Origin of the sequence: Priestia sp. FSL R5-0597 (assembly GCF_038006305.1) — a bacterium.
Taxonomy (GTDB): domain Bacteria; phylum Bacillota; class Bacilli; order Bacillales; family Bacillaceae_H; genus Priestia; species Priestia zanthoxyli.
On sequence record NZ_JBBOUZ010000001.1, the window covers coordinates 3,734,153 to 3,759,089 of the forward strand.

Consider the following 24,937-nt stretch of genomic DNA (forward strand, 5'->3'; position numbering starts at 1 on the left):
ATACCTTCTTAGCTTTACTCCATTAAACCATTAATTCATTAGCACACACTCTTGAGAACTTTTTGTCAAAATGGTTAAAATTCTGTTGGGAGGGAATTATCATGACATTTTCTTGGCTTATACCTTACATAGCCGTGTCACTTATCATTGTCTTAATACCAGGACAAGACATGATTTTTGTAATGACACAAAGTATTGCTTCAGGCGTCAAAGCAGGCATCAAAACCGTACTGGGATCCATTACGGGAACATTTGTACATACTCTTTTAGCCGCAGTGGGGCTATCTATTATCTTTCAAAAATCAATTATTGCCTTTACGATTCTAAAGGTTGTAGGTGTTCTGTACCTTCTGTTTTTAGCCTACCAATCGTTTCGCGAAAAAAGCGGTCCGTTGGAATTAACAGAAAACGTTCAGCACCACCATCACTTTAGAAAAGGATTTGTTAGCAACTTAACCAATCCAAAAGTAGCTATTTTCTTCATTACGTTCTTACCGCAGTTTGTTAATTCGTCTCTTGGACATGTAAGTTTGCAGATGATTTTGTTTGGGATCATCTTTATCGCCGAAACGCTCATCATCTTTTCACTTATTGCGCTATTTGCTTCTGGCCTTGGGAAAAAAGTCAAAAGAAGCCGTATCTTTCAGCACACATTAAAATATGTAAAAGGAACCGTTTTTGGGGTACTTGGCCTAAAACTTTTATTTTCTAGCAACAATTAAGTAAAACAAAATGAAATTTCTTTCATCCCTGCTGTTATCACCTTTTCATACCCGCTTCATTTGTCATATCACCCTATTTTTCCATGTGAGGTTAGTTGACAAAAGACCAAAATTATTATTTTATATATATATAAGGTTCAGATTTAGCAACAAGATTCGACAAGGATAATGAAGAAAAACAGCGGGGAAATAGGGAGATCTATCTAAATAGAGGGAAAATTCTATAAATTCACGTTTTTTATTATTATTCTACTATAATTCATGAAGAGGTGAAACTATGCAAGAAGTAGTTCAAGGTTTTGTTAGTTCAATCAACGAATTTCTTTGGTCCTACTTACTGATTGCGATGCTGATTGCATTTGGTTTGTTTTTTACATTCAGGTCAAAGTTTTTACAAATTCGGTTATTAAGAGAAATGATTCGTGTATTAAAAGAAGGTGCGGACAGCTCTTCTAAAGACGGAATTTCGCCATTCCAAGCGTTTTGTATCAGTATGGCAGCCCGCGTTGGTACGGGGAATATTACAGGTATTGCGATTGCGATCGCTTTAGGGGGACCTGGTGCTGTATTTTGGATGTGGGTACTTGCCGTTATTGGTTCAGCTTCAGCATTTGTCGAAAGTACGTTAGCACAAATATACAAAGTAAAAGACAAAGACGGCGGCTTCCGAGGCGGACCGGCTTACTATATGGAAAAAGGGTTAAAAAAGCGCTGGATGGGCGGACTGTTTGCTGTCTTAATCACTTTATCCTTCGGCTTAATTTTTAATGCTGTACAATCAAACACGATTACCCTTGCGTTTGAAAATGCGTTCGGAACGAATCGTCTAGTGTTAGGAATTATTATGACAGTGGCTTTCGCTGCCATTATTTTTGGCGGAGTTAAGCGTATTGCAAAAATGTCAGAATACATTGTTGTGGTACTAGCTGTTGCCTACATTGCAGTAGCACTCTTCATTATTATTATGAACATTCAAGAAATGCCCTCTCTTATTGCGTTAATCGTTAAAAATGCATTTGGTTTCGAGCAAATTGCTGGCGGTTCTCTTGGAGCAGCTCTTATGCAAGGAATTAAACGCGGATTATTCTCAAACGAAGCGGGTATGGGTAGTGCGCCAAACGCAGCCGCAGCTGCAACAACAAGCCACCCGGTAAAACAAGGATTAATTCAAGCCTTTGGTGTATTAACGGATACGCTTATTATTTGTAGTAGTACTGCCTTTATCATTTTACTTTCAGGTGCTTATACAAATAAAAATTTAAGCGGTATTGAATTAACACAAGCTGCTTTAAGCACTCATATTGGTTCTTGGGCAACAGGTGCTCTTGCAATTATGATTTTCCTATTTGCGTTTAGTACATTAATTGGTAACTACTACTACGGAGAAACAAATATTGAGTTCTTGAACACAAATAAAGCTTGGCTGATGACTTATCGTGTTGCTGTGCTTGCAATGATCGTGTTCGGTTCTATTTCTCAAATTCAGCTTGTATGGGACTTAGCAGACCTGTTTATGGGCTTTATGGTAGTAGTCAACTTAATCGCAATTCTCCTGCTCTCGAAAGTAGCCTTTGCCGCACTCAAAGATTATCTTGCCCAAAAGAAAGCTGGAAAAGACCCTGTCTTCTATCAAGACAGCATTTCTGGACTTGATAATATTGATGCATGGGATCATTCAAAAGATAAATCTAGCTCGAAAGAAGCGATCTAATAAAAAAAGCCGTGAATATTCACGGCTTTTTTTATTGTGCAAATTTACTTCTTTTTTTCTTCTAGTGAAGCAGTCTAAGACTAACCAAATACCTATAGTATAAATAAATTACGCTGTACGGAATCCAGTAGGAAAAAAATGTCCAGCCGAGATTCCATCCGTTTCCGTATATAACTCTTTCCATATACATATACGTTCCTTCTAAAAATGTTGTAAACAGCGCTATAAGAAAAATAAAAAAATGAGGCTTTCCGATTCGCTGGATTAAAAAAATCATATAGCTGGCCAATACAGGATAAACACCTAAATTAAAAGGCAGCGCTTCTAATGCTTCATTTTCTAAAGAAGTCCGGAGTTTCCAAAAGCCATAATAGCTCCCTAATTCATTGATAACGATTGCTAAAATGCAAAAAGCAGTTCCTACTAAAGGCAGTAAACGACGATTTCTAGGATGTAAATAGAGGGTGCCAAAAATCCAAGGTAAAACAAACGCCAGCGCTATATTGATAAGCAAAAATATCCGACCTTTTTCTTTCTAGTATGCCACACCGCACCTTTTTCTAATCATCTCATTATCTTGAACGCAGCAAGTGTAAAAGTATCTTATCTCTGATCGTTAAAACAGAGTGCTTACTTTATGATTACTGTGGTTCGTCCCTTGCTTTTTTCATTTATTTTAATGAAGCAAATTCAGCGTCTTTTTTCTGGTAATAGTTTTGAACTAAACGCCCTGATAAAGCAGCTAATACCTGCTGAAATAACATCCCTAATACGACCGGTACAGCAACGGGAGCTGGAAAATAAGATACGGCTAATACGGCTCCGGCGCTAATATTTCTCATGCCTCCGCAAAACGTAAGCGTCACAACTTTTGCTCGGTCCCATCTTAGCCATTTGCCAATCATCCAGCTGAAGAAATAACCAGCTGAACTCATTAAAAAGACGATCACGATAATAAACAGCAGTTTTTTATCAATATGTTTTAAATAAGGTGCAATCACTCCCCCGTTTACCATAACCATCACACTTAACCCTATTTTCGAAACAGGTGCCAGCTTTGGTCCTAAGGTCTGCTTAATTGTTCCTTTTGTATATTGATTTAAGCACATGCCTAACAGAGATGGAAGGACAATCATAAAACATAAATCTTTGACTAACTTTAGCGCTTCCAAATGCACAGTGTCTCCAACCACCAATAAAAGCGTATAAGGAACGATAAGCGGTGCTAAAAGAGTATCAATTAAAATAATGGATAGTGCAAGAGGAATGCTTCCTTTGTAAATCGAGACCCATATAAAACTAGTCACTCCCGTTGGAATAATTGCTGCTAGCAAAAGACCCGTGCTTGTAAATACATCATGTGGAAAAATCACTTGGCCAACGCTCCAAGCCCATGCTGGCATAAAAATATGTAAAACAAACAGAGCCATAATGATTGGAAATGGACGGTGTATCGTGGCATTTAACTGGTGAAAGTTTGAATTCAAACTTCCGGCAAACGTCATTAATGCAAAAAGCCATGGAATTAAGAAGGTATACTGACTTAATGATGAACCGATAAGAACTCCTATGAGCAAGCTGACCGGCGTAATAAACGGCATCAATTTTTCTAGCATTCTATTTAATTGACTTAACAAAGCTTTCTCCCTCCAACGAACGTTTTAAATAAATAATAAGATAAATTAATGTTTATAATATCACCTATTTATTATACAACTTATTTTCAGACTATTGTCTGTCTCTTTTACTAAAAAGAGATATATTCATAATTATCACTTAAATAGATTTACAGGTATTTTTGTGCTATTTTAATAGGGAAGAAGCTTTTAAAAAGCATGAATTTAGGGTAAAGAACACTCTACATAGGAATGCTTTCAATTGACGGATATAAATGGACTGTAGCACAGTTTTGGTAACTAGGAGGATTGTATGGATTTTTTGAAGTCTCTATCATCATTAGATGATTGGAAAAAAATCGTGATTGCGATTGGGATCTTTTTGATCTTTTTAATTCTTCGCAAGCTTTTCACGACTTATTTGTTTAAGTTTATTATTGGTTTTGTCAAAAATAAAAAAATCAATTTAATTACGAGCGTTTTAGAAGCTTTTGAAAAGCCGCTGCGCTGGATTTTTGTGATTATTGGTTTCAAGCTTGCTCTTCCCTATCTTCCCTTTGATGTTTTAACAGCCGACACGGAAAGACATTTAGTTCGTTCAGCTTCTGTTGGCCTTGCAGGATGGGGCTTGTATAATTTAGCTGCTTCTACCAATTTATTTTTTGCAACGTTTGCCAAAAATTTTGATATCCAAGTGGATCGAATCATTATTCCTTTTATTGAAAAGTTTATCCGCATCGTTGTTGTTATGCTTTCTATCTCCATCATCGCAGAAGAATGGGGTTTTAACGTAAACGGCTTTGTAGCGGGTCTTGGCTTAGGTGGTCTTGCTTTTGCCCTAGCCGCAAAAGACACCGTTAGTAATTTATTCGGCGGAATCGTAATTATTACTGAAAAGCCTTTTACCATTGGAGATTGGATTAAAACACCAAGTGTTGAAGGCGTTGTAGAAGATATTACATTTCGAAGCACCAAAGTTCGAACGTTCGCTCAAGCAGTCGTAACGGTTCCAAATGCTACTCTTTCTAATGAACCTATTATTAACTGGGCTAAAATGGGGAAACGTCAAATTGCCTTTCATTTAAACTTGAATTATAATACACCAAAAGAAAAGTTAGAAACCGTAGTGGCAAGAATTAAAAAGATGCTGACTGAGCACGAAGAAATTCACAATGAAACGATTCTTGTAAATTTTGACGGTTTCTATGAATCTAGTTTAAATATCTATCTGTATTTCTTTACAAATACAACCGTTTTTGCTGATTACTTAGATGTAAAAGAAAATATAAACTTCGAAATTATGGACATTCTTGAAGAAGAAGGCGTAGAATTTGCTTTCCCTACGCGCACACTCATCGTTGAGCAGGACGGAAAGCTTTCTGGCAATCCAAAAGAATTTCTAGAAAGTGCTCGAAGCTAAAAAAAGCTGACTTAGTAGTCAGCTTTTTTTCCTTTCTTCTTTAGTTTGAAATGAACATTTGAGTCCAGTAATGACCGTAGCTTCCGCCTTTAGCGTAACCTACTCCGATTTCGGTAAATTGACTTGATAGTATGTTTTTACGGTGACCTTCGCTATTCATCCATGCGTTAACCACTTCTTTTGGAGTTGCTTGTCCAGCAGCGATATTTTCACCTGCTGTACTGTATGTAATGCCAAATTTTTTCATCATGTCGAACGGACTTCCATACGTAGGCGATGTATGACTGAAATAATTTTTATCAATCATATCCTGCGATTTATAGCGAGCCACGCGAGCTACTTCCCAATTAGACTTTAAAGGCTTAAGCCCTACTTTAGCACGTTCTTGATTCACTAGCTGAACCACTTGCTCTTCGTATGAACTTCCCGCTTTATCTGTTGGTATGGTAATTTTTTGTCCCGGATAGATCGAATTAGGGTTTTTAATAGCAGAATTCGCTTCAATCAGCTCGGAAACACCCACCTGATATTTTACTGCTATTTTCCACATCGTATCTCCCGATTGAACGGTATGTACGGTTGCTGCTTGCGCAGTGTTATTAAGACCAAAAGCTAGAGTGACAGACAACAATGTTACTAATAAAAGTTTTGATAGAGTTTTCATACTTTTATTAAAGCAAATTGATTTCAAGATTCATAGCGGTAATATTATCCCATAGTTCCATCATATGACTTTGTCATCTTCCCTCCACACTTTCTTTATAAAAAAGACGCACTGCTCTTTCGCAATGCGCCTTCTTATTATGAAGATAAAGCCTGTGACTGGTTCATGTCCGACACATTAACCGCTTCATCCGTACTTTGATGTACCTGACGTTTTTTAATCACATCAATATATTGAATGTGATGGCCTTCCATTTTCGTAACGGTAAAATCATACTGATCAAAGCTAAGGCTTTCTCCTTGTTTGACGTCATATTTTTCCGTTAAGACCCAGCCTCCAATTGTATCAACATCCGTATCATCAATTGTCGTGCCAAGCAGCTCGTTAAGCTCACTTACTAATAATTTTCCATCTACAATATAATGATCGGGTTTGACTTTCTGAATTAATGGAAGTTCATCCGCATCAAATTCATCACGAATTTCACCGACAATTTCTTCTAAAATATCCTCTACTGTTACAATCCCTGCTGTTCCACCGTATTCATCAATTAAAATAGCCATATGGATGCGTTCACGCTGCATCTTAAGCAATAAATCATGAATAGGAATCGATTCAATTACTTCAATAACAGGACGGATATACTGTTTTAAATCTATTTTTTCCTTGCTGTTGTTCATGACAATCTCGGTTAAAATTTCTTTCATATTGACCATTCCAATAATATGGTCTTTATCTCCATCGATGACCGGATAGCGGGTAAACCGTTCTTCTTGGACCATCTCAAGGATGTATTCGACCGTATCTTCCTGGTCAATTGAAACGACTTCCGTACGCGGCACCATAATCTCCTTGGCAACGCGATCATCAAAGTCAAAAATTTTACTTACATATTTAAACTCCGATTGATTGATTTCACCGCTTTTATAGCTTTCTGATAACAAGATGCGAAGCTCTTCTTCACTGTGTGCAAGCTCATTTTCTGAAGCAGGCTTTAGACCAAATAACCCTGTTATTAAACGAGAAGAACTGTTTAATAGCCAAATGAAAGGATAGGTTACTTTATAAAAGAGTATAAGCGGACGAACAAATAATAAAGTGACTTTCTCTGCTTTTTGAATTGCAAATGTTTTCGGAGCAAGCTCTCCGACCACAACATTTATAAATGTAACAACCGCAAAAGAAATCGCAACAGATAGTACTTTTGTTAACGCTCCGCTTATCCCTAGTTGATCAAGTAATGGTGACAGGAGATGCGAAAGCGTAGGCTCTCCTAACCAACCAATTCCCAGCGCAGTAATCGTAATACCAAGCTGGCACGCAGATAAGTATTCATCTAAATTTGAAATAACTTGCTTCGCAGCTTTTGCATTGCTGCTCCCTTCTGCTATAAGCTGATCCACTTTGGAACTCCTCACGCGAATAATCGCAAACTCGGTAGCAACGAAAAAAGCAGTTAATGCAATCAGTACCGCTAGTAAAATCAAGTTAAATATGTCCAATCAAGTTCCTTAGCTCGTTTAAAAACGAGTAAGGACTCACCTCCTAAAAAATAAAAAATTTGGATAAAGAACTCTATCCCTGTACTGATCACTTGGAAAAGTGCATATAAGGAGGAATCACATGATAAATGTATAAACATTTTTATATGGAGCAAAACTGCCAGCCTTTCTTCCTTATCTCACGTTTCACTCGTTAATGTAGCAGGTCATTCTTTATTCTGCTGTTCTAGATGTGAAGCAATGGCTCACATCGCTTCATTTCATGATGTTGCTTCAGCGCTGATTCTCTCTTCCAATTCATTTATAAAAAATTTAGTAGTTTCCAATCTTTATAAAGTTAAAGTCTGTTAACGCCTTAAAAGAGCGATTATGTGATAAAGAGCGATATGCGTGAAGCAAATGTAGGTTTGTATAATACTGTATTGTACGCTTTGACACTGGTGCATATAATGCTACTTCGCCAACGTGGTACACTGCCCCATCCAATCACCTCTATTTCCGTATATCTAAAAAGATTCAGGAATAATTATCCTATTTCTTTTTAAACTTATTGACTTTATTTTAAATGTTAAAAACTTTGCAGTCAAACGTTTTAGTTAGTCTCCTGCCCTTGCTATTTACTGGTGCGGCGATTTTTAGCAGGCAAATAAAAGCTTGCTGCTACACAAAAAAAACCAAGGACAAAACAGATAATGGGGAGTTTCATACCTATCGCTTCAGCATAATAAGTGAGACTCCTTCCGTGAATAGGGACAAGATTCATTTCAAAAATCAAAGTCAAAACAGCTGTCACTTTGAGTGCAATACCAACAATGAAAAGACAAACTCTCAGGCCTCCACTCATATGCAAAAACATCCCTTCTATCCATTAGCGAATGGATGATGTACTACACCATATGATACATCCCTACACTTTATCACTAAATGCTAAAAAAGCGCTATGTCCATGCATAGACGCTTATAAATTTGCAACCACTTGTCCAATGGAATCATAGATAACCAAATCAAACAAATAATCGTAATGCGTAGGTTCTTTATTAATGATCACCATATTTGTACGATTGTACCGGCTCACAAGCAGCGGAATCTGATTAATCGGTGCTACTTCAAGCGATGAACCAAGCACGATGAATAAATCAGATGACAGCGCTGCTGTAACTGCTTCATCGAACTGATGAATGGCATCTCCAAAGAGAACAACATTTGGCTTTAAAAGGCGCTCACACGCTGTACATTGTGGAAGAGCTGACTGATTTAAATACGCTAAGTCATACTCTTTTTTACACCTCGGACAATGAGCTCTCTTAATGGAACCATGAATTTCAAAAACGTTCGTGCTTCCTGCATCTTGGTGCAGCCCATCGATATTTTGCGTAATCACATGCACGGTTTTGGCGTCTTCTAGTTCAGCAATAAAGCGATGGCCCGTATTTGCTTTATAATGATGCAGCATTTTAATATGAAAAATTTCTTTAAACAGCGGCCAAAATTCATGAGGATACTGTTCATAGAAGTCAGCAGCTACTATGTCCACAAAGCTTTTGTTTTGGCGATATAAGCCATTTTGAGAGCGAAAGTCAGGTATGCCCGACTCTGTGCTCATTCCTGCTCCCGTAAAAAAACAAATGTGTTTAGCATTATCAATGAGCTGTTTTAATTCTTTGTACTGGTTTGACATTGCATTTCTCTCCTATTTAACAATTAGCACAGGAATTGTTACTTGCTGTGCTATCTTAGAACTAACGCTTCCAAGCAGCATGCCTTTTACAGGATTTAACCCTCTGCTTCCTATTACTACAAGGTCAAATGAATTTTGATTAGCAAATTGAATCACTGTTTTAGCCGCGTCTCCGTGCATAAAGGTAATCTCATACTCCACGTTTCCTTGCTTTAAAATTTCATCCGTTGTATGTATCCGACTTTCCCGTTCCTCGTCGCGGCTAAGTGATTTTAATCTTGAATCACCTTCTACTGCATAAATAACTTGAATAAAACTGTTTTCCGTAAGCTGAGCCAGCTGAACGGCTTTTTCTGTTGCTTTAGCTGCATGCTCTGAGCCATCTGAGGCAAGTAAAATTCGTTTAAACATCACGCTTCCTCTCCTCTTTTATAAAATGGTCTTCTCTCTTTACTATATCACTCGCTGTTCAAATGTAATCATTTTTTTGATTATTTCTATAATTTTTAAAATTATTTGTCTACTTTTATGATAAACTGAAAGAAAACGTGTACAGAGGGGATGAACCAATGTTTGGTTTTGAATTAATTTGCACTTTTTGCAAAGGGCTCGGAAAGCTAGCTGTTATTCCTGGTATCGGTTACATGAAAACATGCAAACACTGTGAAGGGACAGGCATGCAATCAAAAAAAGACGAAACTCCTTCTATATAAGAAGCTTCGCCTCAGAAACACTGGGATTAAATTGAAAGTTCTTTAGATAAACGGTACATATCAGCATTGATATGGTGAGGTTCACCTAAAATTTCCATAATATCATAATCTACAATTTCATTTTTACGGATACCGATTGCACGGCCGCCCTTACCTTCTAGTAGAAGTTCGACTGCGCGACCGCCGAAACGGCTTCCTAGCACACGATCTTGAGCAGTTGGAGAACCACCGCGCTGAATGTGTCCTAATACTGTTACACGCGTTTCAATACCTGCAGCTTCATGAAGCTGCTTCGCTACTTCATTACCATTAGCTACACCTTCAGCTACTACGATAATGCTGTGCTTTTTACCGCGCTCTTGTCCTTTTCTCAAACGATCAACCATTTCTTGGAACTCATCTTTTGCTTCTGGGATAAGGATTGTTTCCGCACCGCCAGCAAGACCTGACCAAAGAGCAATGTCTCCTGCATTACGACCCATAACTTCAATAATAAACGTACGCTCATGAGAAGTCGCCGTATCACGGATTTTATCAATTGCATCGATAACCGTATGAAGAGCCGTATCAAATCCTAGTGTAAAATCTGTTCCTGGAATGTCGTTATCAATTGTTCCTGGAATACCGATACAAGGGAAACCAAGCTCTGTTAGTTTTACAGCTCCCATATATGATCCGTCTCCACCGATAACTACTAAGCCTTCAATACCGTGCTTCTTAAGGTTTTCAATACCTTTTAAACGCCCTTCTTCTGTTTTGAATTCTGGACATCTTGCAGAATAAAGCATCGTTCCGCCGCGTTGAATGATGTCACCAACATCTCCAACTTCTAGCTTTTTAATATTTCCTTCTATTAATCCTTGATATCCTTGGAAGATACCATAAACTTCCATACCTTCATGAATTGCTTTACGCACAACAGCACGAACCGCAGGATTCATACCTGGAGAATCTCCGCCGCTTGTTAATACACCTATTCTTTTCATTACTTTCACCTCATCAAAGTCACATATATGACTACTATATTATAGTTCTACATTTTACCCGAGTTCGAACTTTTTGTGTAGTAATTCACAACATATTTCTTTGTTAAATTTTAAATGTACATACTTTTTCATATCTTTTAGTTATTTACCGTCAAATATTCAAAGTTTTTCTAGCAATATTACACATCTAAAGAACCCTTTTAATTACAGCTTTTATAAGACTATATTCACCTTTATATTTCATTTTTTTCATATATGTAATGAAATTGTAACGTAGAACACTGTCGAAAGATGATATGATGAATTTACTCAAATCAGGAAAAATTTTCAGGGGGTACTAGTTTTATGAAAAAAGTAATAGCAGCTCTTACGCTTGCTGGCGTTATTGTTTCTACTAGCCCGATTGTCAGCCAAGCGGCTCTAGGCGACCAAACGCTTCGCCAAGGCATGAATCACCAAGATGTTAAACAACTACAACAAACGTTGAAAAATAAAGGTTATTTTAAAGGGAATACGACTACATACTTTGGGACTGTTACAACTTCTGCTGTAAAATCATTTCAGCGCAAAAATGGACTAGCAGCAGATGGTATTGTCGGAAAAGGAACGTACGCTAAACTAGGCGTTTCAGCAAAGGGCAAATCGCCTTCTAGCTCAGCGCGCTATAACCCTAACGCAGTGATTAACAAAGGAAAACAGTACATGGGCGTTCGCTATCGCTGGGGCGGAACAACGCCAAGCGGCTTTGACTGCAGCGGTTTTATTGGCTATGCGTTCAAACATGGCGGCGGGGTTCAGCTTCCTCGAACAGTAGCTCAGATTTATCAAAAAGGAACGCGCGTCTCAAGTCCAAAAGCTGGAGATATTGTGTTCTTCCAAACCTATACAAAAGGGCCTTCTCATGCAGGAATTTATTTAGGAAACAACCAGTTTCTTCACTGTTCTTCATCTAAAGGTGTGAGCATCTCTTCTCTAAAAGAGAGCTATTGGAGCAAACGCTATTTAGGTGCTAAAAGAATGTAGTTTCGATAAAAAGGGCAAGCTGTGCGATTTTGATGCGGCTTGCTCTTTTTCTGCATGTAAAAGATTTGGTATAGTAGAAGCAGCGCATTGCAAAACCAAGCGTGTAGATGAATACTGTAAAGGAAGTTGAATAAATGCACACCCTTTTAATTGACATGGATTCTGTCATTTGTGATCTTATGACGGATTGGCATAACCAATATAACAAAGATTATTGCGACAGCTTATCGGTTGAAAAGTTAAAATGCTGGGAATCAGAAAAGTATGTAAAGCCGGAATGCGGCACAAAGATTTATGACTACCTCGATCAGCCGGGGCTTTTTTTACATTTACAACCTCTGCCTCATGCTGTTGAGGTTCTTAAACGACTTTATGAAAGGTTTTCCATTTTAATTGTCACAAGCAGCCGTACCTATGCTTATACAGAAAAAGAGCAGTGGGTTGAAAAACACCTTCCGTTTATCGGAAAGTACAATATCGTGTTTACACACCAAAAAGATAAAATATACGGAGACTTGCTATTTGATGATGCACCTCATAATTTGAAGGCTTTTCAAGCTACAGGCCGCCATGCTGTTGCCATGAGCTACCCGTATAACGAAGAAGTAAATGTTCCTCGCGTGGACGATTGGCTTCAGTTTGAACAGTACGTAAATACTTATTTTAACGAATGTTAATCAAAAAAACACGTAGACTTTGTCATCAGAGAATGAATGCAGTGCGTTTGTGAGCACAGCTATAAGCCTAAAAAAACCGCCTTTTGGGCGGTTTTTGACGGATAGCCCGCTAAGGGCTATCCGCTTTTTATTTAAAAAAGATATCGTTTTTTAGTACTTATCAGCTGATGAAAAAAAGTCCATAATGGCATGGATAATTTCAACGGACTGAAAAGAAAACAATGATATGGCTGTTAATGAAAAGAAACCAATCATGGCCATACGTACAAGTAACATAGACTAATCGCCTCCCTGTTTTGAACTAAATGAACGCACCCAAAACAATTCGCTATCTGTCTTTGTTTGTACGACGTTTTCGCCAAGCAAAGGCAGCTCATTCACTGCGTGTAACAATGACAATGAATCTTCATCTTTCTCTTAAAGACTAAGCGTATAGTTAGTATATCAAATGAAACTTTTTCTTCAAGGCTATACTAGCGGTAAAAAAGGAAATAGTATGAAACGATGCGTTTTATCTTTATTTCATACAATTCAGTACCCTAATATTTATTATATTAAACCTTTTAGAAAAATTGCTACTATTATATCTTTTTTATAAAAAAGATATTAAGACCTAACTAAATTATTCCAATCCAAAGACGAACAAACGAGATAAATGATCTCAACTGCTTGCTACGTTGCTGTTGATTTCCTTGTAAGACTTCGCTTTCCCCAGGAGGCTGATGAGCCCCCTCGTCTACATACATAAAATCTACGTTCACTATATCAATGAAAAAATCCGAATGCGTTGGATTCTCCAGCAAGAATCTAACTCATTCGGATCTTCTTTCAATTAAAATAATTTTGTCTCAGTCTCTTCACTTTACCGACACGTACTGTAATACTCGTTGACAATGTCTAAAATAGTTGGGTATTCTTCCACCCATGTAAAATTTGTTTTTTCGTTTTCTTTTTTTACTGTTTCTTGTTCTGCACCTATCTTTTCCATTGTTCAATCTCTCCCTTTAACTGTTATATAACATTTATATTAAACTAACTTTGTTTTATAACAATTTTCAGAAAAAAGTTGGACAATGACGTATGAAAAAAAGTTATTGTAGGGATAAAATTTTCACATAATACGTACGAGTCCTCGGTCCATCAAACTCACAAAAATAAATTCCTTGCCACGTTCCTAGCAGCAGCTGCCCATCGTGAATGATTATATGCTGAGAGGGGCCGACCGTGCTCGCTTTGAGATGTGCCGCCGTATTTCCTTCCATATGAAGATCTAACTTATGTTCCCAAGGATATACTTCATCGAAGCGTCGGATCATATCCGTTTTTACATCGGGATCCGCATTTTCATTAATTGTTATACCAGCGGTTGTATGAGGACAGTAAACAACTACAGCCCCTTCTTTTAATCCTTTTGTTCTTATTACTGCTTGTACCTGACTCGTAACGTCGATCATTTCGTCACGCTTATTCGTTTTTAACGTAAATGAATGTAGCATACCATCACCTCTTTTCTTTACCATAACATATCTTTTCTATTCTTCCACATTTTTCGCATAACTCGTTTTTACATCGTAAACACTAAGCTCATTAACACAACAGGCGGTGAGTTTATTTATGCTTGATTCAAAATTTCAGCCCAATGCAGACTACACCGTTCAAACGTTTCTAGATTTGGTGGGTCAAAATACAGATGTTGGTTCCAAAAAATTATGGCTGTCCCCCACAAAATATATATGCATTATTTATCTCCAAGGATTAGTCGACGGAGAAAAACTTGATAATCTCACTCAGCATATTGTTGAGACCAAAGCAAAAAGTGAAACGCAAACACTCGATGACATCGATTCATTTATTTCTGTCATTAAAGACAAAGAAGTTTATACATACAAGCAAGCGATCTCGTGTTTTTTTAAAGGTCAGCCCTTGCTGTTCATTAGCGAAAGCACCACGGCATATTCGCTGAATATGTCTATGACCAAACAGCGCTCTTTAAGTGAACCTACAACAGAAAAAGTAGTGCGCGGCCCTAAAATTGCGCTTATCGAAAACTTAGATGAAAACCTTGGTCTTTTAAGGCAGCGTTCTACCGAAGAAGAAATGGTTATTGAAGACATTTACATTGGAAATACAAAGGAACATCGAACAAGTATCGTTTTTCATAATAAACACTGTCAAACTCACATCGTGAATCAAGTCCGAGAGAAATTATTAGACATTCCTTTAGATAACATTCAAGACTCAGGAATGATTGAAGAATTTTTAGAAGAAGCACCCTACTCACCGTTCCCTCAAGTGCAAAATACAGAAAGACCGGATCGCGTTCTCGCTGCGGTGAATGAAGGGCGAGTAGCCATTTTAGTAGATGGCTCTCCTTTTGCTCTTTTAGTACCTACAACTTTCGATATGATTATGAAATCACCCGATGATTATTACGAAAGATGGATAGCGGGTTCGTTGCTGAGATTACTAAGGTACTTGTCTATTTTTATTACCCTATTCTTTTCAGCTATTTATATTTCACTCGTTTCGTTTAACCAAGGTCTGCTTCCGACGGAGCTAGCTATTACTATTGCGGCTACACGAGAAAACGTTCCTTTTTCTCCTTTTATCGAAGCAGTGGTCATGGAAGTGACGCTTGAATTGTTGCGCGAAGCCGGGCTGCGTCTCCCTACTCCTGTCGGACAAACAGTTGGACTTGTAGGCGGAGTTGTGATTGGTCAAGCAGCGGTGGAAGCCCATATCGTTAGCTCCGTTATGATTATTGTTGTATCCGTATCGGCAATTGCGTCCTTTACTGTTCCTCAGTACGGAATTGGCCTTTCGTTTCGAATTTTGCGTTTCGTATCTATGATGATTGCAGCAATCTTTGGATTATACGGAGTTACCATGTTTTTCCTTGTTCTTGTCATTCATCTAACCAAGCTCGAAAGTTTTGGTATGGCTTACTTCAAACCGTTTTTTGCGTTAAATAAAAAAGCGTGGAAAGACTCTTATATTCGTCTGCCAAACAAAAGTCTAAAACAGTCTAAAAATAAAGCGAAATAAAACTGACAAAAGGAGGACCATATGGAACAATCACAGTCACAATCAAGCAAGCTTCTTTCAGACTTTTATGCCATTTCAATTATCTCTTCAACCATGCTTGGCGTCGGTTTATTAACACTGCCAAGCAGCATTACAAACCAGACAAATAATGCAGACGGATGGATTGTACTTATTATGGACGGCCTTTTGTTTATTGGAATTGTTCTTTTTTTAGTCTGGATGGTTAAGTATTTTGCAATTAGCTGTATGTTTGATTTCACGCAAGAAGTAACCGGTAAGCTGATTGGAAATATCTTCAATTTCGCCATAGTCGTTTATTTCACATCTGTAGCAAGTTTTGAAGTAAGAGCTATGGCAGAAATGATTCATTTTTATTTACTGGAAACGATGCCCATTGAGTTAATTATCCTTTCGTTTATTTTGACAGGCGTCTATCTAATCACTGGCGGTATCAATTCTATCGGAAAAGTAATGGCGCTATGTTTTCCTGTAACGGTCATCATTCTTCTTATCTTATATCTTCTTAGTATCGGAATGGTCGATTTAAAAAACTTACAGCCCGTTTTAGCCGATGGATTCAGCCCGCTTCTTTCTGCCTTTACAACCGTCTCTGTTTCTTTTTTAGGAATTGAAACGATTGTCTTTCTTCCAAAGCATATGAAAAACAAAAATCATTTACGAAAAGTTTCTATCATCGGATTTTCCATTCCTTTGCTTTTATATATTATCACTTACGTATTAGTTGTCGGCGCGTTATCCGTTCCGGAGGTAAAAACGACCGTCTGGCCTACGATTGAATTTGTTCAGACACATGAAGTAAAAGGAATTTTCTTTGAGAGGCTTGAATTATTTTTACTTATTGTCTGGCTTCTTCAGTTTTTTTTAACTTTTGTAATGTATTTCTTTTTAGCTGTTTCAGGATTTAAAAAGATTTTCAAAAACCGGTCAACTACTAATATTATCTTTCTTGTACCCGTTTTATTTATGAGCTCTTTAGCGCCCAAAACAGCAAGCGACGTGTCGAATTATTCAACTGTTCTAGGCTGGGCATTTTTAGTAACATTTTTGGTTATCCCTCTTTTTTTCAGCATGTTAATGAAAATAAAAAAGGTTGTGTTCAAATGACGAAAAAATGTCTTCCTGTCATAATGACCATTTTTTTATTGTGTGGCTGTACAAATCATCGAAACATTGAACAACTTGCTCTTGTTATAGGAGTGGCAATGGATATTACATCGAAAATCGAACCAAAAACAGGAAAAAACCAGCTTGTGCTGACTCATCAAACGTTAACCGAAACGGAATCCGGAAATATGTCTTCTTCCATCCCATACAAAAACATTACAACAGCCGGCCCTACCATTCATGAAATCACACGAAATATTTCGCTGAAATCTGACCCTATATACAGCCAGCATCAGCGAGCACTTTTAATAGGAGAAAAAGCGAGCAAGACAATCCCTCTTGATGCGCTTATTAATCAGTTTGTACGTGATAACGAGATACGGCGCAGCAGCCTTGCGTTTGTTACAAAAGGCGATGCTAAAAACGTTTTAACGATTCAAGGAATGTCTGTGCCTCCAGTCAACTTAATTTACGAGCTTGTTTACAATAAATTCAAAACGAATAAAATTCTAAATCCCTTAACTATGGGAGAGCTATCTGCTAAGTTAAAAACAGATCAAAGCTTTTTAATACAGCGGCTTTCTAAAATTAAAAATAGCGTTGAAATAGACGGTGCGGCAATTATAAAAGATAAAAAAGCAAAATTCATCTTAACTCAGCACCAAGTAGAGGCTTTAACGTGGTTAACGGGGAATATTAAAGGCGGAATTATTTACGGCAAACACGGTCCATACCCCTTTTCCTATGAAATCGGAGATGTTCAGCAAGATGTGAAGGCCCGCATTGATTCAAATCACTCCGTTCATTTTGACATCAACGTTCAAACAAGCGGCAGGCTATCAGAAGATTGGGAGACTTCAAAACAGGCTCTTGCCGCCTCTAATGTAAAAAAGACCGAAAAAAAAATAGAAAAAATTATTCGAAAAGACGCAGAAAAAGCACTTCGCTTATTACAAAATAATTACAAAGCTGATGTGATTGACCTGCATAATTACGTACGAATTCATCATCCTCATTTTTGGAAAAAACATCAGCATGAATGGGATGAAATATTTAGCCAGTCGACCATCGACTATCATATTGATGTTCAAATTAAAGATTTTGGTACACAGGGCAGAGATTAGTCTTATTACTCAACGCCAGCTTCAGTCAGCTCTTTTTTCTTTAGTTCCATAATCGTGAACTTATCGGTATAGTTTTTGCTGACGAACAGCTGGCGTTCATCGTCGTTATTAAAATAAAACTTTTTATCGTCTTGATATTGAAAATTCACTTTTTTCTTTTTCATTTGTTTAATAAACGTTAAATAGTCATTTGAATGAATGAGATACCTCTTAGGCTTATCGGATATTTGAACAACATCTTCACCTGAAGACTTTAATTTTACAATACTCCATGCAATGGGAAGAGGATTACCTTCTTGAAAGATCGTTTTGTGAAAAATAAGCACAAAGAAAGCAGCTGTAACAATTGAAATAAGAACAAGCTGTTTTTTCACCGTCTATCACCCTTTCTTCACGTCGTTACTACGTTAAGTAATACGACAGGCGTATGAAAAAACCTGTTCATCCGCAAAGGTTGTGTAAAGAAATAATGCAAAATCAACAAAATATAACAGTTTGGTTACCTTTTGATTAAATAACATTACTTCTTTACAAATTTAGCTAATCACGTGATAGACTAAATTCAACATATTAAGTCAGGACTAAACTAAATGAGGTGTTGCGTATGACCACAATGCGGCTTCAATCATACTTAACAACAATGTTTCCAAATGTTCAAATGAAAAGACCTCTTTTTTATAACGCGCCCGCGGGTATTCGCTTTACGCTTACCAATCAAAAAGGCGTATGGGAACGAGAATACATGAAAAATGTGTACACACGCGCTTACGAAATTTTTGAGACACTCCATGAAAAAAATGATGAGCTGCTGCTTGTTTTCAAAGCGAATGCTGCACAGGATGATTTACTTTTAAAAAAGAAAAAAGAAACAGCTATTAAAAAATTCATCCGCTCTCGCCTGAAGAAACAAGAAGTTCAATCCGTAGCATTATTAAATAACGCTGAGTATATTATTGCCTGTAAAACAAATGATGTGAAAGAAAAGCTTCTTTTGCAATCAATTGCCAACCGTGATCTTCATATTCATCCGGCTATTGAAGAAGAGTGTTACATTGTGAATTTGAATAAAGAAACCATCTTCCACCTATACGACGAGCGCGGCCTGGACATCGTATCAAACAATCAGTCTTCTCTTCAACTGCTTCAGCAAAAGTTTCACGACTGGATTCTAGATATTGATGCAGCTTGTTCAAAAAAAGTACAGTAAAAAAGCAATCATTCAGTAAAGGAATGATTGCTTTTTTTATTAGGCTTGATGGACAGGAGACGCTTTTTTTAAAAACAGCCAGTTGATAAGAAAGAGTAGGAAGCTTACGATAACCATTGTTCCGAATGTAAGCAATAACGACCCGCTCGAAAAGCTTTTTATAAAATGAATAATCGGTTCTTTTGTTACTGGAATTGTGAACAGTAACACCAGAACAGCACCGCTGATCATCCCTCCTGTTTGCCCGAATTTGTAGACAATGCTGCCAAGCAAACATGCGGCTGCTGTAATAAAAAAGATAAAGACAGCGTCCGTTAAAAAGTGAACAGCGAGAGTAGGATCATGGAAGATAAAATCACTTGCATAATAAAGCTGAACATTCATTAAATTCAAACTATTAATCACCTTCATTGAAATGCTCATGATGACAACATTGATAAAAGACATTACAATTGCAAATAGAGCAAAAACACAGGTCATCGTTGAAAGATATGCTTTACGAGTAGCTCCTAACTTTAAGCAAAAGGAAAAACTTTTTCGAATGATAATAAAACTTACAATACCTGAAAAGATATACTGCGGCATACTTGTTACTAACAGAAGATGCTCATTCACCTGACTGAACACTAAAATATCTACTGCAACAAAAGCTAGCAGAATCGTCCAAAAGCGAATCATTAAATACTTTAGTTCAACGTAGAGCGAATAACTAATGGCTGCAAACTGTCCTTTCATTACGCTACACCTCCACGATTGGCTGTAAGATAAATCATAATATCCTGTATGTGAACGGCTTCTACATGAAACGAACTGTCGACAAGTTCTTCAGCATAAATATCTTCATTAAACAGCACTATTTTTTTCTCTCCCCCGAATACTTGTTCATGGATGACTTGCTTTCCTTTTTCATATTCTTCAATTTGACTTTTAGGTCCTTTCACACTTACACAGCGCTGCTGCAAATTTTCTGCTGTATCCTGAAGAATCAGCTTTCCTTTTTGCATAATAAGTACTTCTTCAAACAAATTACTTACTTCATCAATTAAGTGCGTTGAAATAATGAACGTGCGTGGATATTCTTCATATTCATCCAATAAAAGCTCATAAAAGCGGGCTCGCATCGCAGCATCAAGTCCAATATAAGGTTCATCAAAAATTGTGATGCTTGTGCGAGAAGATAACCCAACAATAATTCCTAACGCTGATTCCATACCTTTAGACAATGCTTTCACTTTCCTATTACAATCTAAATCGAACTCTTCCATAAGCCTCTCAGCAGCTTCCTGGCTCCAATAAGGATAAAAAAAGGAGGCAATTTTTAGCACGTCTTTGACTTTTAATGTTTTTTTGAAATTTCCGCTTTCGTTAATTAAGCAGATGTTTTGTAGAACAGAGCGGTTTTCAAACGGAGATTGATTTCCCACTTTTACCTCTCCTGTTGTAACTGGAATATGTCCGGCTACAATTTGCATCAGAGTCGTTTTACCCGCTCCGTTTCTACCTAGCAGTCCGTATATTTTATTTTGTGCTAGCGTAAGTGAAATATCCTTTAACACTTGCTTAGATCCGTAGCATTTATTTAACAGCTGCGCTTCTATATTCATTCTATTTCCCCCTTGTCTAACAGCTCTTTTAACTCGGTTACCGTAATTCCTAAATGCTGTGCTTCTTTTTTCAGCGGAACGATAAAACGGTTATAAAATTCTTCTTTTCTTTGTGTAAGCAACACTTCTTTGGCACCCGCACATACAAACATCCCGATCCCTCTCTTTTTATACAATATTCCGTGGTCAACTAGCTGATTAATTCCTTTAGCTGCCGTTGCAGGGTTAATGCGATACATTTTGGCAAATTCATTCGTAGACGGTACTCTTTCTTCTTCTGGAAAAGCATCATTTAAAATATTCTCTTCGATGGTTTCTTTGATTTGTTGAAAAATTGGTCGCTGATGATCTAATGATTGTTTCATTTTGACTACCTCACTTAAGTGGTTCATTACTCATGTAACTAACTATATAACTAACTGGTTATTTTTTCAAGTATTATTTCCAAAAAAAGAAAAAAAGTCCGTCAGTTAGTTACTGACGGACTTTTTCATTTGACTGTTTAACCACTTGACCGTTCTTTTTACGAGCTCATCCTGCTGCTCTTTAGGAGAAATACTGGCTTTGTTGTCGCCTTTTTGTTTCCCGTACATTCCAAACTGTGCGTGATTAGCTCCTTTTACTTGGACCAGCTCCGTATTTTTTGAAAGTAAATGCTTGGTTTCTTTAATTTTTTCAGGGGTCGACAAACCATCTTTCTCACCGGTTAAAGACAAAATAGGGTAAGTGGAGGTTGAAAAATCATTTTTATTCATCGGATACGATGCTAAAAGAACTAAGCCTTTTATTGAGTTTTGATGATCATACGCATAAGACGCTGCACTCACTCCTCCAAGGGAATGCCCTCCGATAAACCATGCGGCAATCTTCGGGTAGCTCTTCACAATATCCGTCGCTTTATTTTGACTAAAGAAGCTCATATTAAACGGAGAATCTACAACAGCAACAAGATATCCTTCATTTGCAATTTGCTGAGCATAATAGCCATATGCTAACGGCTCTACTTTAGCACCTTGATAAATAATATAGCCGGCCTTTATCTCTTTGTTCGTTTGAGGCTTAAATACGTAATAATCGTCTTTTTTCACTACTTTTTTCTCATCTACCAGTGAGTGAAGCTGTTTTGAAGGTTCATAATCAAAACCCGACCATATAACAAAAAAAGCCGCGGTTACTGCAACAAGAACGGCAAGACTGACTCCTAGTATTTTTAACGTTTTTTTCATGTCACTCCCTCTTTCTGTTTTTTTACTATGTACTCTTTTTATATCTTTTAGACATTTTACATGTTTGTTTCAAAGACATACAAGAAAAAAGAGGGGCTCAATATGCATGAAGCAGCAAAAGTAACGTAAACCATTACAAACAATCAAGCAGAGAAAGCTAAAAATTCGGCTGTAAGCTATAATAAGGGGCAGTCTCATTAGCAGACAACCTTCATTAATGAATATCTCGTTTCTTAAACCTTCCTCCCCTGACTTCAGCAATAGCTGCTACAGCAAAAAAAGCAGATGGATCTATCTCATCGATAATTGCTTTTAACTTTGCTTCTTCAAGCCTGGTAATAACACAAAAAATCACTTTTTTATCATCTCCCGTATACGCACCTTCCCCGTTTAAATACGTGACGCCTCTCCCTAAACGAGCAAGGATTGCTTCACCAATTTGTTCATATTGTTCGCTAATAATCCAAGCTGACTTGGACTCATCTAAACCTTGAATCACAATGTCAATCGTTTTAAAAGCAATGAAGTAAGCCATTAAAGAATACATAGCGCGGTCCCAGCCAAATACAAAACCGGCACTTCCCAAAATAAATAAATTAAAAAACATAATCGTCTCACCTACGGAGAACGGCGTACGCTTATTAAATAAAATAGCTAATATCTCGGTGCCGTCTAAAGAACCTCCGTATCGAATAACAATTCCTACTCCCACACCGAGAACAATTCCGCCAAACACAGTTGCTAAAAGAGGGTCGCCTGTTAAGACCGGCAAGTCGTGAAAAATAGAGGTAGCAATGGATAGAATGATAACACCTAATAGCGTAGATAGCGCAAATGTTTTTCCAATTTGCTTGTATCCAATAAAAAAGAATGGAAGATTTAATACGAAGATATAAAAGCCGATTTGAACATCCGTTAAGTGGGATAAAATAATAGATATACCTACAATTCCACCGTCAATAACCTCATTAGGGACAAGAAAAAATTCTAGCCCGACGGCCATTAAAAGGGCCCCCACTAAAATAAATAGCATACGCTTTACAATCATTTTAGCTGATAGCGAACGATGAACAACCTTTTTTATTTCATGATTCGTTTGCAGCACATAACTTCCCCTCCTTTTTGTGATAGAGACATCAATTACTAACTAAACGCTCTATTTTAATATTATCACAAAATTCAAACTATTTATCTGCTCTTTTACAAAAATTTCATCTAATGAAATAAATTATGCATATATTGGATAAAATTGTAGATGATAACAAGTGAATAAATGCCCGAGTACGTTCAAAAGTGAATGCACCCCGACCACTTTTCATACGGGATTAACAGGACAAACTTAGATTAAAAGGAGAGTAAAACGTTATGAACCGTGTAAAGATTATTGCTGCTTCTTTACTCGCAGTTTTATTGCTAGCTTTTTCAGATAATTTCACTTCTGCAGCTGTGCAGGAGGCAATGATACGAGTTGTGCATGCATCACCTGATGCACCTGAAGTAGATATATATGTGGACAATCAAAGCATCGTAGTCGGCGCATCGTTTAAAGATGTGACAGATTACCTTAAGGTACCTGCGGGGTCTCATAAAGTAGAGGTATATGCTATAGGTACAAAAGGAAAAGAAAAACCTGTCATTTCCACTAATGTAACCGTCGAAGCAAACAAAGCCTATACCCTTGCTGCTATTAACCAAGTTGCACACTTAGAATTAAAAGTAGCTCAAGATGATATGAACGTAGCTAAAGGAAAGAGTAAAATCCGAATTGCTCACTTTTCTCCAGATGCTCCCGCTGTTAATGTAGGTATTAATCACGGCCCTGCTTTGTTTAAAGACACTGCTTTTAAACAAATGACAAATTATTCTGAAGTAAATGCCGGAACTTATGATTTAACCATCGCAACTAGTCAAGACAATAAAAAAATACTGGAAATTCCAAACCTTAATTTAGAAGCCAACACGGTCTACACGGTGCTCGCTATTAACAAAGCCGACAGCCTTGAAACGCTGTTATTAAAAGATAATACCGCTATGCCTTCCGAAATGCCAAAAACCGGTATGGGCGGTGCTTCAGAGGATAATTATAATTCAATTGTGCCGGTTCTTACTTTATTGGGAATTGGAGCGGTCGCTATATTTGTTGTTCGTCGTCACAGAGGATACGAAAGCGAATGAAATGGATAGGAGGGGTTTTCACCTTTTCTTTTATACTATTCATGAGCAGCTGGTTTGCCCAATCAACATTTGCAAACAGCTCGACGGATTTTGTTGTGAAGATGGCTGAAACAAAATCGGCTCAATCCTTGAAATCTTCAGGGACCGCTTCTACACCTCTTCCATCTCAGCTTATTATTCCGAAGCTTCATATCAAGGCTTTTATAAAAGGAATGGGCCTTACTAATCAAGGTGAAATGAGCGTTCCTGATAATGGTCATGATGTAGCATGGTTTAAGCTTGGAGCAAGACCCGGAGAGGAAGGAAATGCGGTCATTGCAGGACATGTTGATGACCAAAAAGGACCCGCTATCTTCTATCATCTCGACAAGCTCACAAAAGGAGATGAAATTTTTGTAACCGATCAGCAAGGTCAGCAGCTGGCCTTTGTTGTTACCAATAAAGCTTCTTACCCCCGAGAGTCTGCTCCTATCAGAGAGATTTTTGGTCCAACTTTTCAACACCAGCTTAATTTAATCACCTGTACGGGAACATTTGATCATAAACAGAAAACTCATGAGCGCAGACTCGTTATTTATACAAGCCTCCGCCCGGAAAAAACAGCCGATGTTTCTCACTAAACATCGGCCTTTATTACTTTTAATTACACACTGGTTCGTTTTATTTAAATATTTACACAGCCTTAATATGAACACAACATCTCGCTGGTAAACTAATGC

Annotated in this window: 29 protein-coding genes; 12 read left to right on the forward strand and 17 right to left on the reverse strand. The window is 37.5% G+C overall.

The features are described 5' to 3' along the window. Positions 1–101 precede the first annotated feature (101 nt). The gene (locus MKX72_RS19650; RefSeq protein WP_049166051.1) at positions 102–722 is read left to right on the forward strand and encodes a LysE family translocator; all 621 of its coding nucleotides are present in this window, start codon (positions 102–104) and stop codon (positions 720–722) included. A gap of 277 nt (positions 723–999) precedes the next feature. Next, on the forward strand, positions 1,000–2,433 hold the full coding sequence (locus MKX72_RS19655; RefSeq protein ID WP_028415081.1) for an alanine/glycine:cation symporter family protein: 1,434 nt from the start codon (positions 1,000–1,002) through the stop codon (positions 2,431–2,433). Between the two features lie 61 nt (positions 2,434–2,494). Here the strand turns inward: MKX72_RS19655 and MKX72_RS19660 are convergent, their stop codons facing one another. Further along, positions 2,495–2,947: a CBO0543 family protein gene (locus tag MKX72_RS19660; protein ID WP_028415082.1), complete on the reverse strand. Its 453-nt coding sequence runs from the start codon at positions 2,945–2,947 to the stop codon at positions 2,495–2,497. A 157-nt stretch (positions 2,948–3,104) separates the two neighbouring features. Next, positions 3,105–4,070, reverse strand: a complete 966-nt coding sequence (locus tag MKX72_RS19665; protein WP_048019912.1) for a bile acid:sodium symporter family protein — start codon at positions 4,068–4,070, stop codon at positions 3,105–3,107. A 292-nt stretch (positions 4,071–4,362) separates the two neighbouring features. Between MKX72_RS19665 and MKX72_RS19670 the strand changes: the two genes are divergently transcribed. After that, positions 4,363–5,469, forward strand: coding sequence for a mechanosensitive ion channel family protein (locus MKX72_RS19670; protein WP_025750169.1), 1,107 nt, complete (start codon positions 4,363–4,365; stop codon positions 5,467–5,469). A 40-nt stretch (positions 5,470–5,509) separates the two neighbouring features. Here MKX72_RS19670 and safA read toward each other — a convergent pair whose 3' ends face one another. From safA to MKX72_RS19695, 5 genes are all read right to left on the reverse strand, one after another. Then, positions 5,510–6,133, reverse strand: a complete 624-nt coding sequence (safA, locus tag MKX72_RS19675; RefSeq protein ID WP_074677042.1) for a SafA/ExsA family spore coat assembly protein — start codon at positions 6,131–6,133, stop codon at positions 5,510–5,512. Between the two features lie 137 nt (positions 6,134–6,270). After that, positions 6,271–7,635: a hemolysin family protein gene (locus MKX72_RS19680; protein WP_028415084.1), complete on the reverse strand. Its 1,365-nt coding sequence runs from the start codon at positions 7,633–7,635 to the stop codon at positions 6,271–6,273. 613 nt (positions 7,636–8,248) lie between these two features. Further along, positions 8,249–8,479, reverse strand: a complete 231-nt coding sequence (locus MKX72_RS19685) for a hypothetical protein (RefSeq protein WP_016765278.1) — start codon at positions 8,477–8,479, stop codon at positions 8,249–8,251. A 114-nt stretch (positions 8,480–8,593) separates the two neighbouring features. Further along, positions 8,594–9,313: an NAD-dependent protein deacylase gene (locus tag MKX72_RS19690; protein ID WP_154991787.1), complete on the reverse strand. Its 720-nt coding sequence runs from the start codon at positions 9,311–9,313 to the stop codon at positions 8,594–8,596. Positions 9,314–9,325: 12 nt separating this feature from the next. Then, positions 9,326–9,724, reverse strand: coding sequence for a universal stress protein (locus MKX72_RS19695; RefSeq protein WP_013058676.1), 399 nt, complete (start codon positions 9,722–9,724; stop codon positions 9,326–9,328). Between the two features lie 158 nt (positions 9,725–9,882). Here MKX72_RS19695 and MKX72_RS19700 point away from each other — a divergent pair, with 158 nt between their 5' ends. Further along, on the forward strand, positions 9,883–10,026 hold the full coding sequence (locus tag MKX72_RS19700) for a hypothetical protein (RefSeq protein WP_013058677.1): 144 nt from the start codon (positions 9,883–9,885) through the stop codon (positions 10,024–10,026). A 26-nt stretch (positions 10,027–10,052) separates the two neighbouring features. On the opposite strand, the gene pfkA is transcribed toward MKX72_RS19700, so the two are convergent. Further along, positions 10,053–11,012 carry a 6-phosphofructokinase gene (gene pfkA, locus MKX72_RS19705; protein WP_028415086.1) on the reverse strand — a complete coding sequence of 320 codons (960 nt, stop codon included), beginning with the start codon at positions 11,010–11,012 and terminating at the stop codon, positions 10,053–10,055. A 345-nt stretch (positions 11,013–11,357) separates the two neighbouring features. Here pfkA and MKX72_RS19710 point away from each other — a divergent pair, with 345 nt between their 5' ends. Next, positions 11,358–12,035 carry a C40 family peptidase gene (locus MKX72_RS19710; protein WP_016765281.1) on the forward strand — a complete coding sequence of 226 codons (678 nt, stop codon included), beginning with the start codon at positions 11,358–11,360 and terminating at the stop codon, positions 12,033–12,035. A gap of 134 nt (positions 12,036–12,169) precedes the next feature. Further along, positions 12,170–12,712 (forward strand): 5' nucleotidase, NT5C type, encoded by a 543-nt coding sequence (locus MKX72_RS19715; RefSeq protein WP_028415087.1) that lies wholly within the window; start codon positions 12,170–12,172, stop codon positions 12,710–12,712. Positions 12,713–12,862: 150 nt separating this feature from the next. Here the strand turns inward: MKX72_RS19715 and MKX72_RS19720 are convergent, their stop codons facing one another. The 3 genes from MKX72_RS19720 to MKX72_RS19730 form a co-directional block, all read right to left on the reverse strand. After that, positions 12,863–12,988 carry a hypothetical protein gene (locus MKX72_RS19720; RefSeq protein ID WP_013058681.1) on the reverse strand — a complete coding sequence of 42 codons (126 nt, stop codon included), beginning with the start codon at positions 12,986–12,988 and terminating at the stop codon, positions 12,863–12,865. A gap of 586 nt (positions 12,989–13,574) precedes the next feature. Continuing rightward, positions 13,575–13,700: a hypothetical protein gene (locus tag MKX72_RS19725; RefSeq protein ID WP_016765283.1), complete on the reverse strand. Its 126-nt coding sequence runs from the start codon at positions 13,698–13,700 to the stop codon at positions 13,575–13,577. Positions 13,701–13,803: 103 nt separating this feature from the next. Further along, entirely contained in the window at positions 13,804–14,208 is a 405-nt protein-coding gene (locus tag MKX72_RS19730; protein ID WP_033579874.1) for a secondary thiamine-phosphate synthase enzyme YjbQ, read from the reverse strand. A 118-nt stretch (positions 14,209–14,326) separates the two neighbouring features. Between MKX72_RS19730 and MKX72_RS19735 the strand changes: the two genes are divergently transcribed. From MKX72_RS19735 to MKX72_RS19745, 3 genes are read left to right on the forward strand one after another with little or no spacing between them, the layout of a single operon-like run. Continuing rightward, positions 14,327–15,757 carry a spore germination protein gene (locus tag MKX72_RS19735; RefSeq protein WP_098626902.1) on the forward strand — a complete coding sequence of 477 codons (1,431 nt, stop codon included), beginning with the start codon at positions 14,327–14,329 and terminating at the stop codon, positions 15,755–15,757. 21 nt (positions 15,758–15,778) lie between these two features. Further along, positions 15,779–16,882, forward strand: coding sequence for a GerAB/ArcD/ProY family transporter (locus MKX72_RS19740; protein ID WP_034270713.1), 1,104 nt, complete (start codon positions 15,779–15,781; stop codon positions 16,880–16,882). Next, positions 16,879–18,006, forward strand: a complete 1,128-nt coding sequence (locus MKX72_RS19745; protein WP_155007698.1) for a Ger(x)C family spore germination protein — start codon at positions 16,879–16,881, stop codon at positions 18,004–18,006. Before MKX72_RS19740 ends, MKX72_RS19745 begins: the two co-directional genes overlap by 4 nt. A 5-nt stretch (positions 18,007–18,011) precedes the next feature. On the opposite strand, the gene MKX72_RS19750 is transcribed toward MKX72_RS19745, so the two are convergent. Further along, the gene (locus MKX72_RS19750) at positions 18,012–18,380 is read right to left on the reverse strand and encodes a hypothetical protein (protein WP_033579870.1); all 369 of its coding nucleotides are present in this window, start codon (positions 18,378–18,380) and stop codon (positions 18,012–18,014) included. Positions 18,381–18,610: 230 nt separating this feature from the next. On the opposite strand from MKX72_RS19750, the gene MKX72_RS19755 reads away from it, so the two are divergent. Then, positions 18,611–19,213: a DUF3885 domain-containing protein gene (locus MKX72_RS19755; RefSeq protein WP_155007697.1), complete on the forward strand. Its 603-nt coding sequence runs from the start codon at positions 18,611–18,613 to the stop codon at positions 19,211–19,213. 39 nt (positions 19,214–19,252) lie between these two features. Here the strand turns inward: MKX72_RS19755 and MKX72_RS19760 are convergent, their stop codons facing one another. The 5 genes from MKX72_RS19760 to MKX72_RS19780 form a co-directional block, all read right to left on the reverse strand. Next, positions 19,253–19,948 (reverse strand): hypothetical protein, encoded by a 696-nt coding sequence (locus MKX72_RS19760; protein WP_033579869.1) that lies wholly within the window; start codon positions 19,946–19,948, stop codon positions 19,253–19,255. Beyond that, entirely contained in the window at positions 19,948–20,817 is an 870-nt protein-coding gene (locus MKX72_RS19765) for an ABC transporter ATP-binding protein (RefSeq protein ID WP_028415094.1), read from the reverse strand. The genes MKX72_RS19760 and MKX72_RS19765 overlap by 1 nt, the downstream gene beginning before the upstream one ends. Continuing rightward, on the reverse strand, positions 20,814–21,182 hold the full coding sequence (locus MKX72_RS19770) for a GntR family transcriptional regulator (protein ID WP_028415095.1): 369 nt from the start codon (positions 21,180–21,182) through the stop codon (positions 20,814–20,816). Before MKX72_RS19770 ends, MKX72_RS19765 begins: the two co-directional genes overlap by 4 nt. A 105-nt stretch (positions 21,183–21,287) precedes the next feature. Further along, entirely contained in the window at positions 21,288–22,043 is a 756-nt protein-coding gene (locus MKX72_RS19775) for an alpha/beta family hydrolase (protein WP_033579868.1), read from the reverse strand. Positions 22,044–22,257: 214 nt separating this feature from the next. Continuing rightward, positions 22,258–23,148 (reverse strand): YitT family protein, encoded by an 891-nt coding sequence (locus MKX72_RS19780; RefSeq protein WP_013058693.1) that lies wholly within the window; start codon positions 23,146–23,148, stop codon positions 22,258–22,260. 260 nt (positions 23,149–23,408) lie between these two features. Here MKX72_RS19780 and MKX72_RS19785 point away from each other — a divergent pair, with 260 nt between their 5' ends. Both MKX72_RS19785 and MKX72_RS19790 read left to right on the forward strand, forming a co-directional pair. Next, positions 23,409–24,218 carry a DUF4397 domain-containing protein gene (locus MKX72_RS19785; protein WP_034270733.1) on the forward strand — a complete coding sequence of 270 codons (810 nt, stop codon included), beginning with the start codon at positions 23,409–23,411 and terminating at the stop codon, positions 24,216–24,218. After that, a complete protein-coding gene (locus MKX72_RS19790) occupies positions 24,215–24,838 on the forward strand; it encodes a class F sortase (RefSeq protein ID WP_155007696.1) in 624 nt (207 codons plus the stop codon). Before MKX72_RS19785 ends, MKX72_RS19790 begins: the two co-directional genes overlap by 4 nt. The last annotated feature ends 99 nt before the right edge of the window (positions 24,839–24,937 follow it).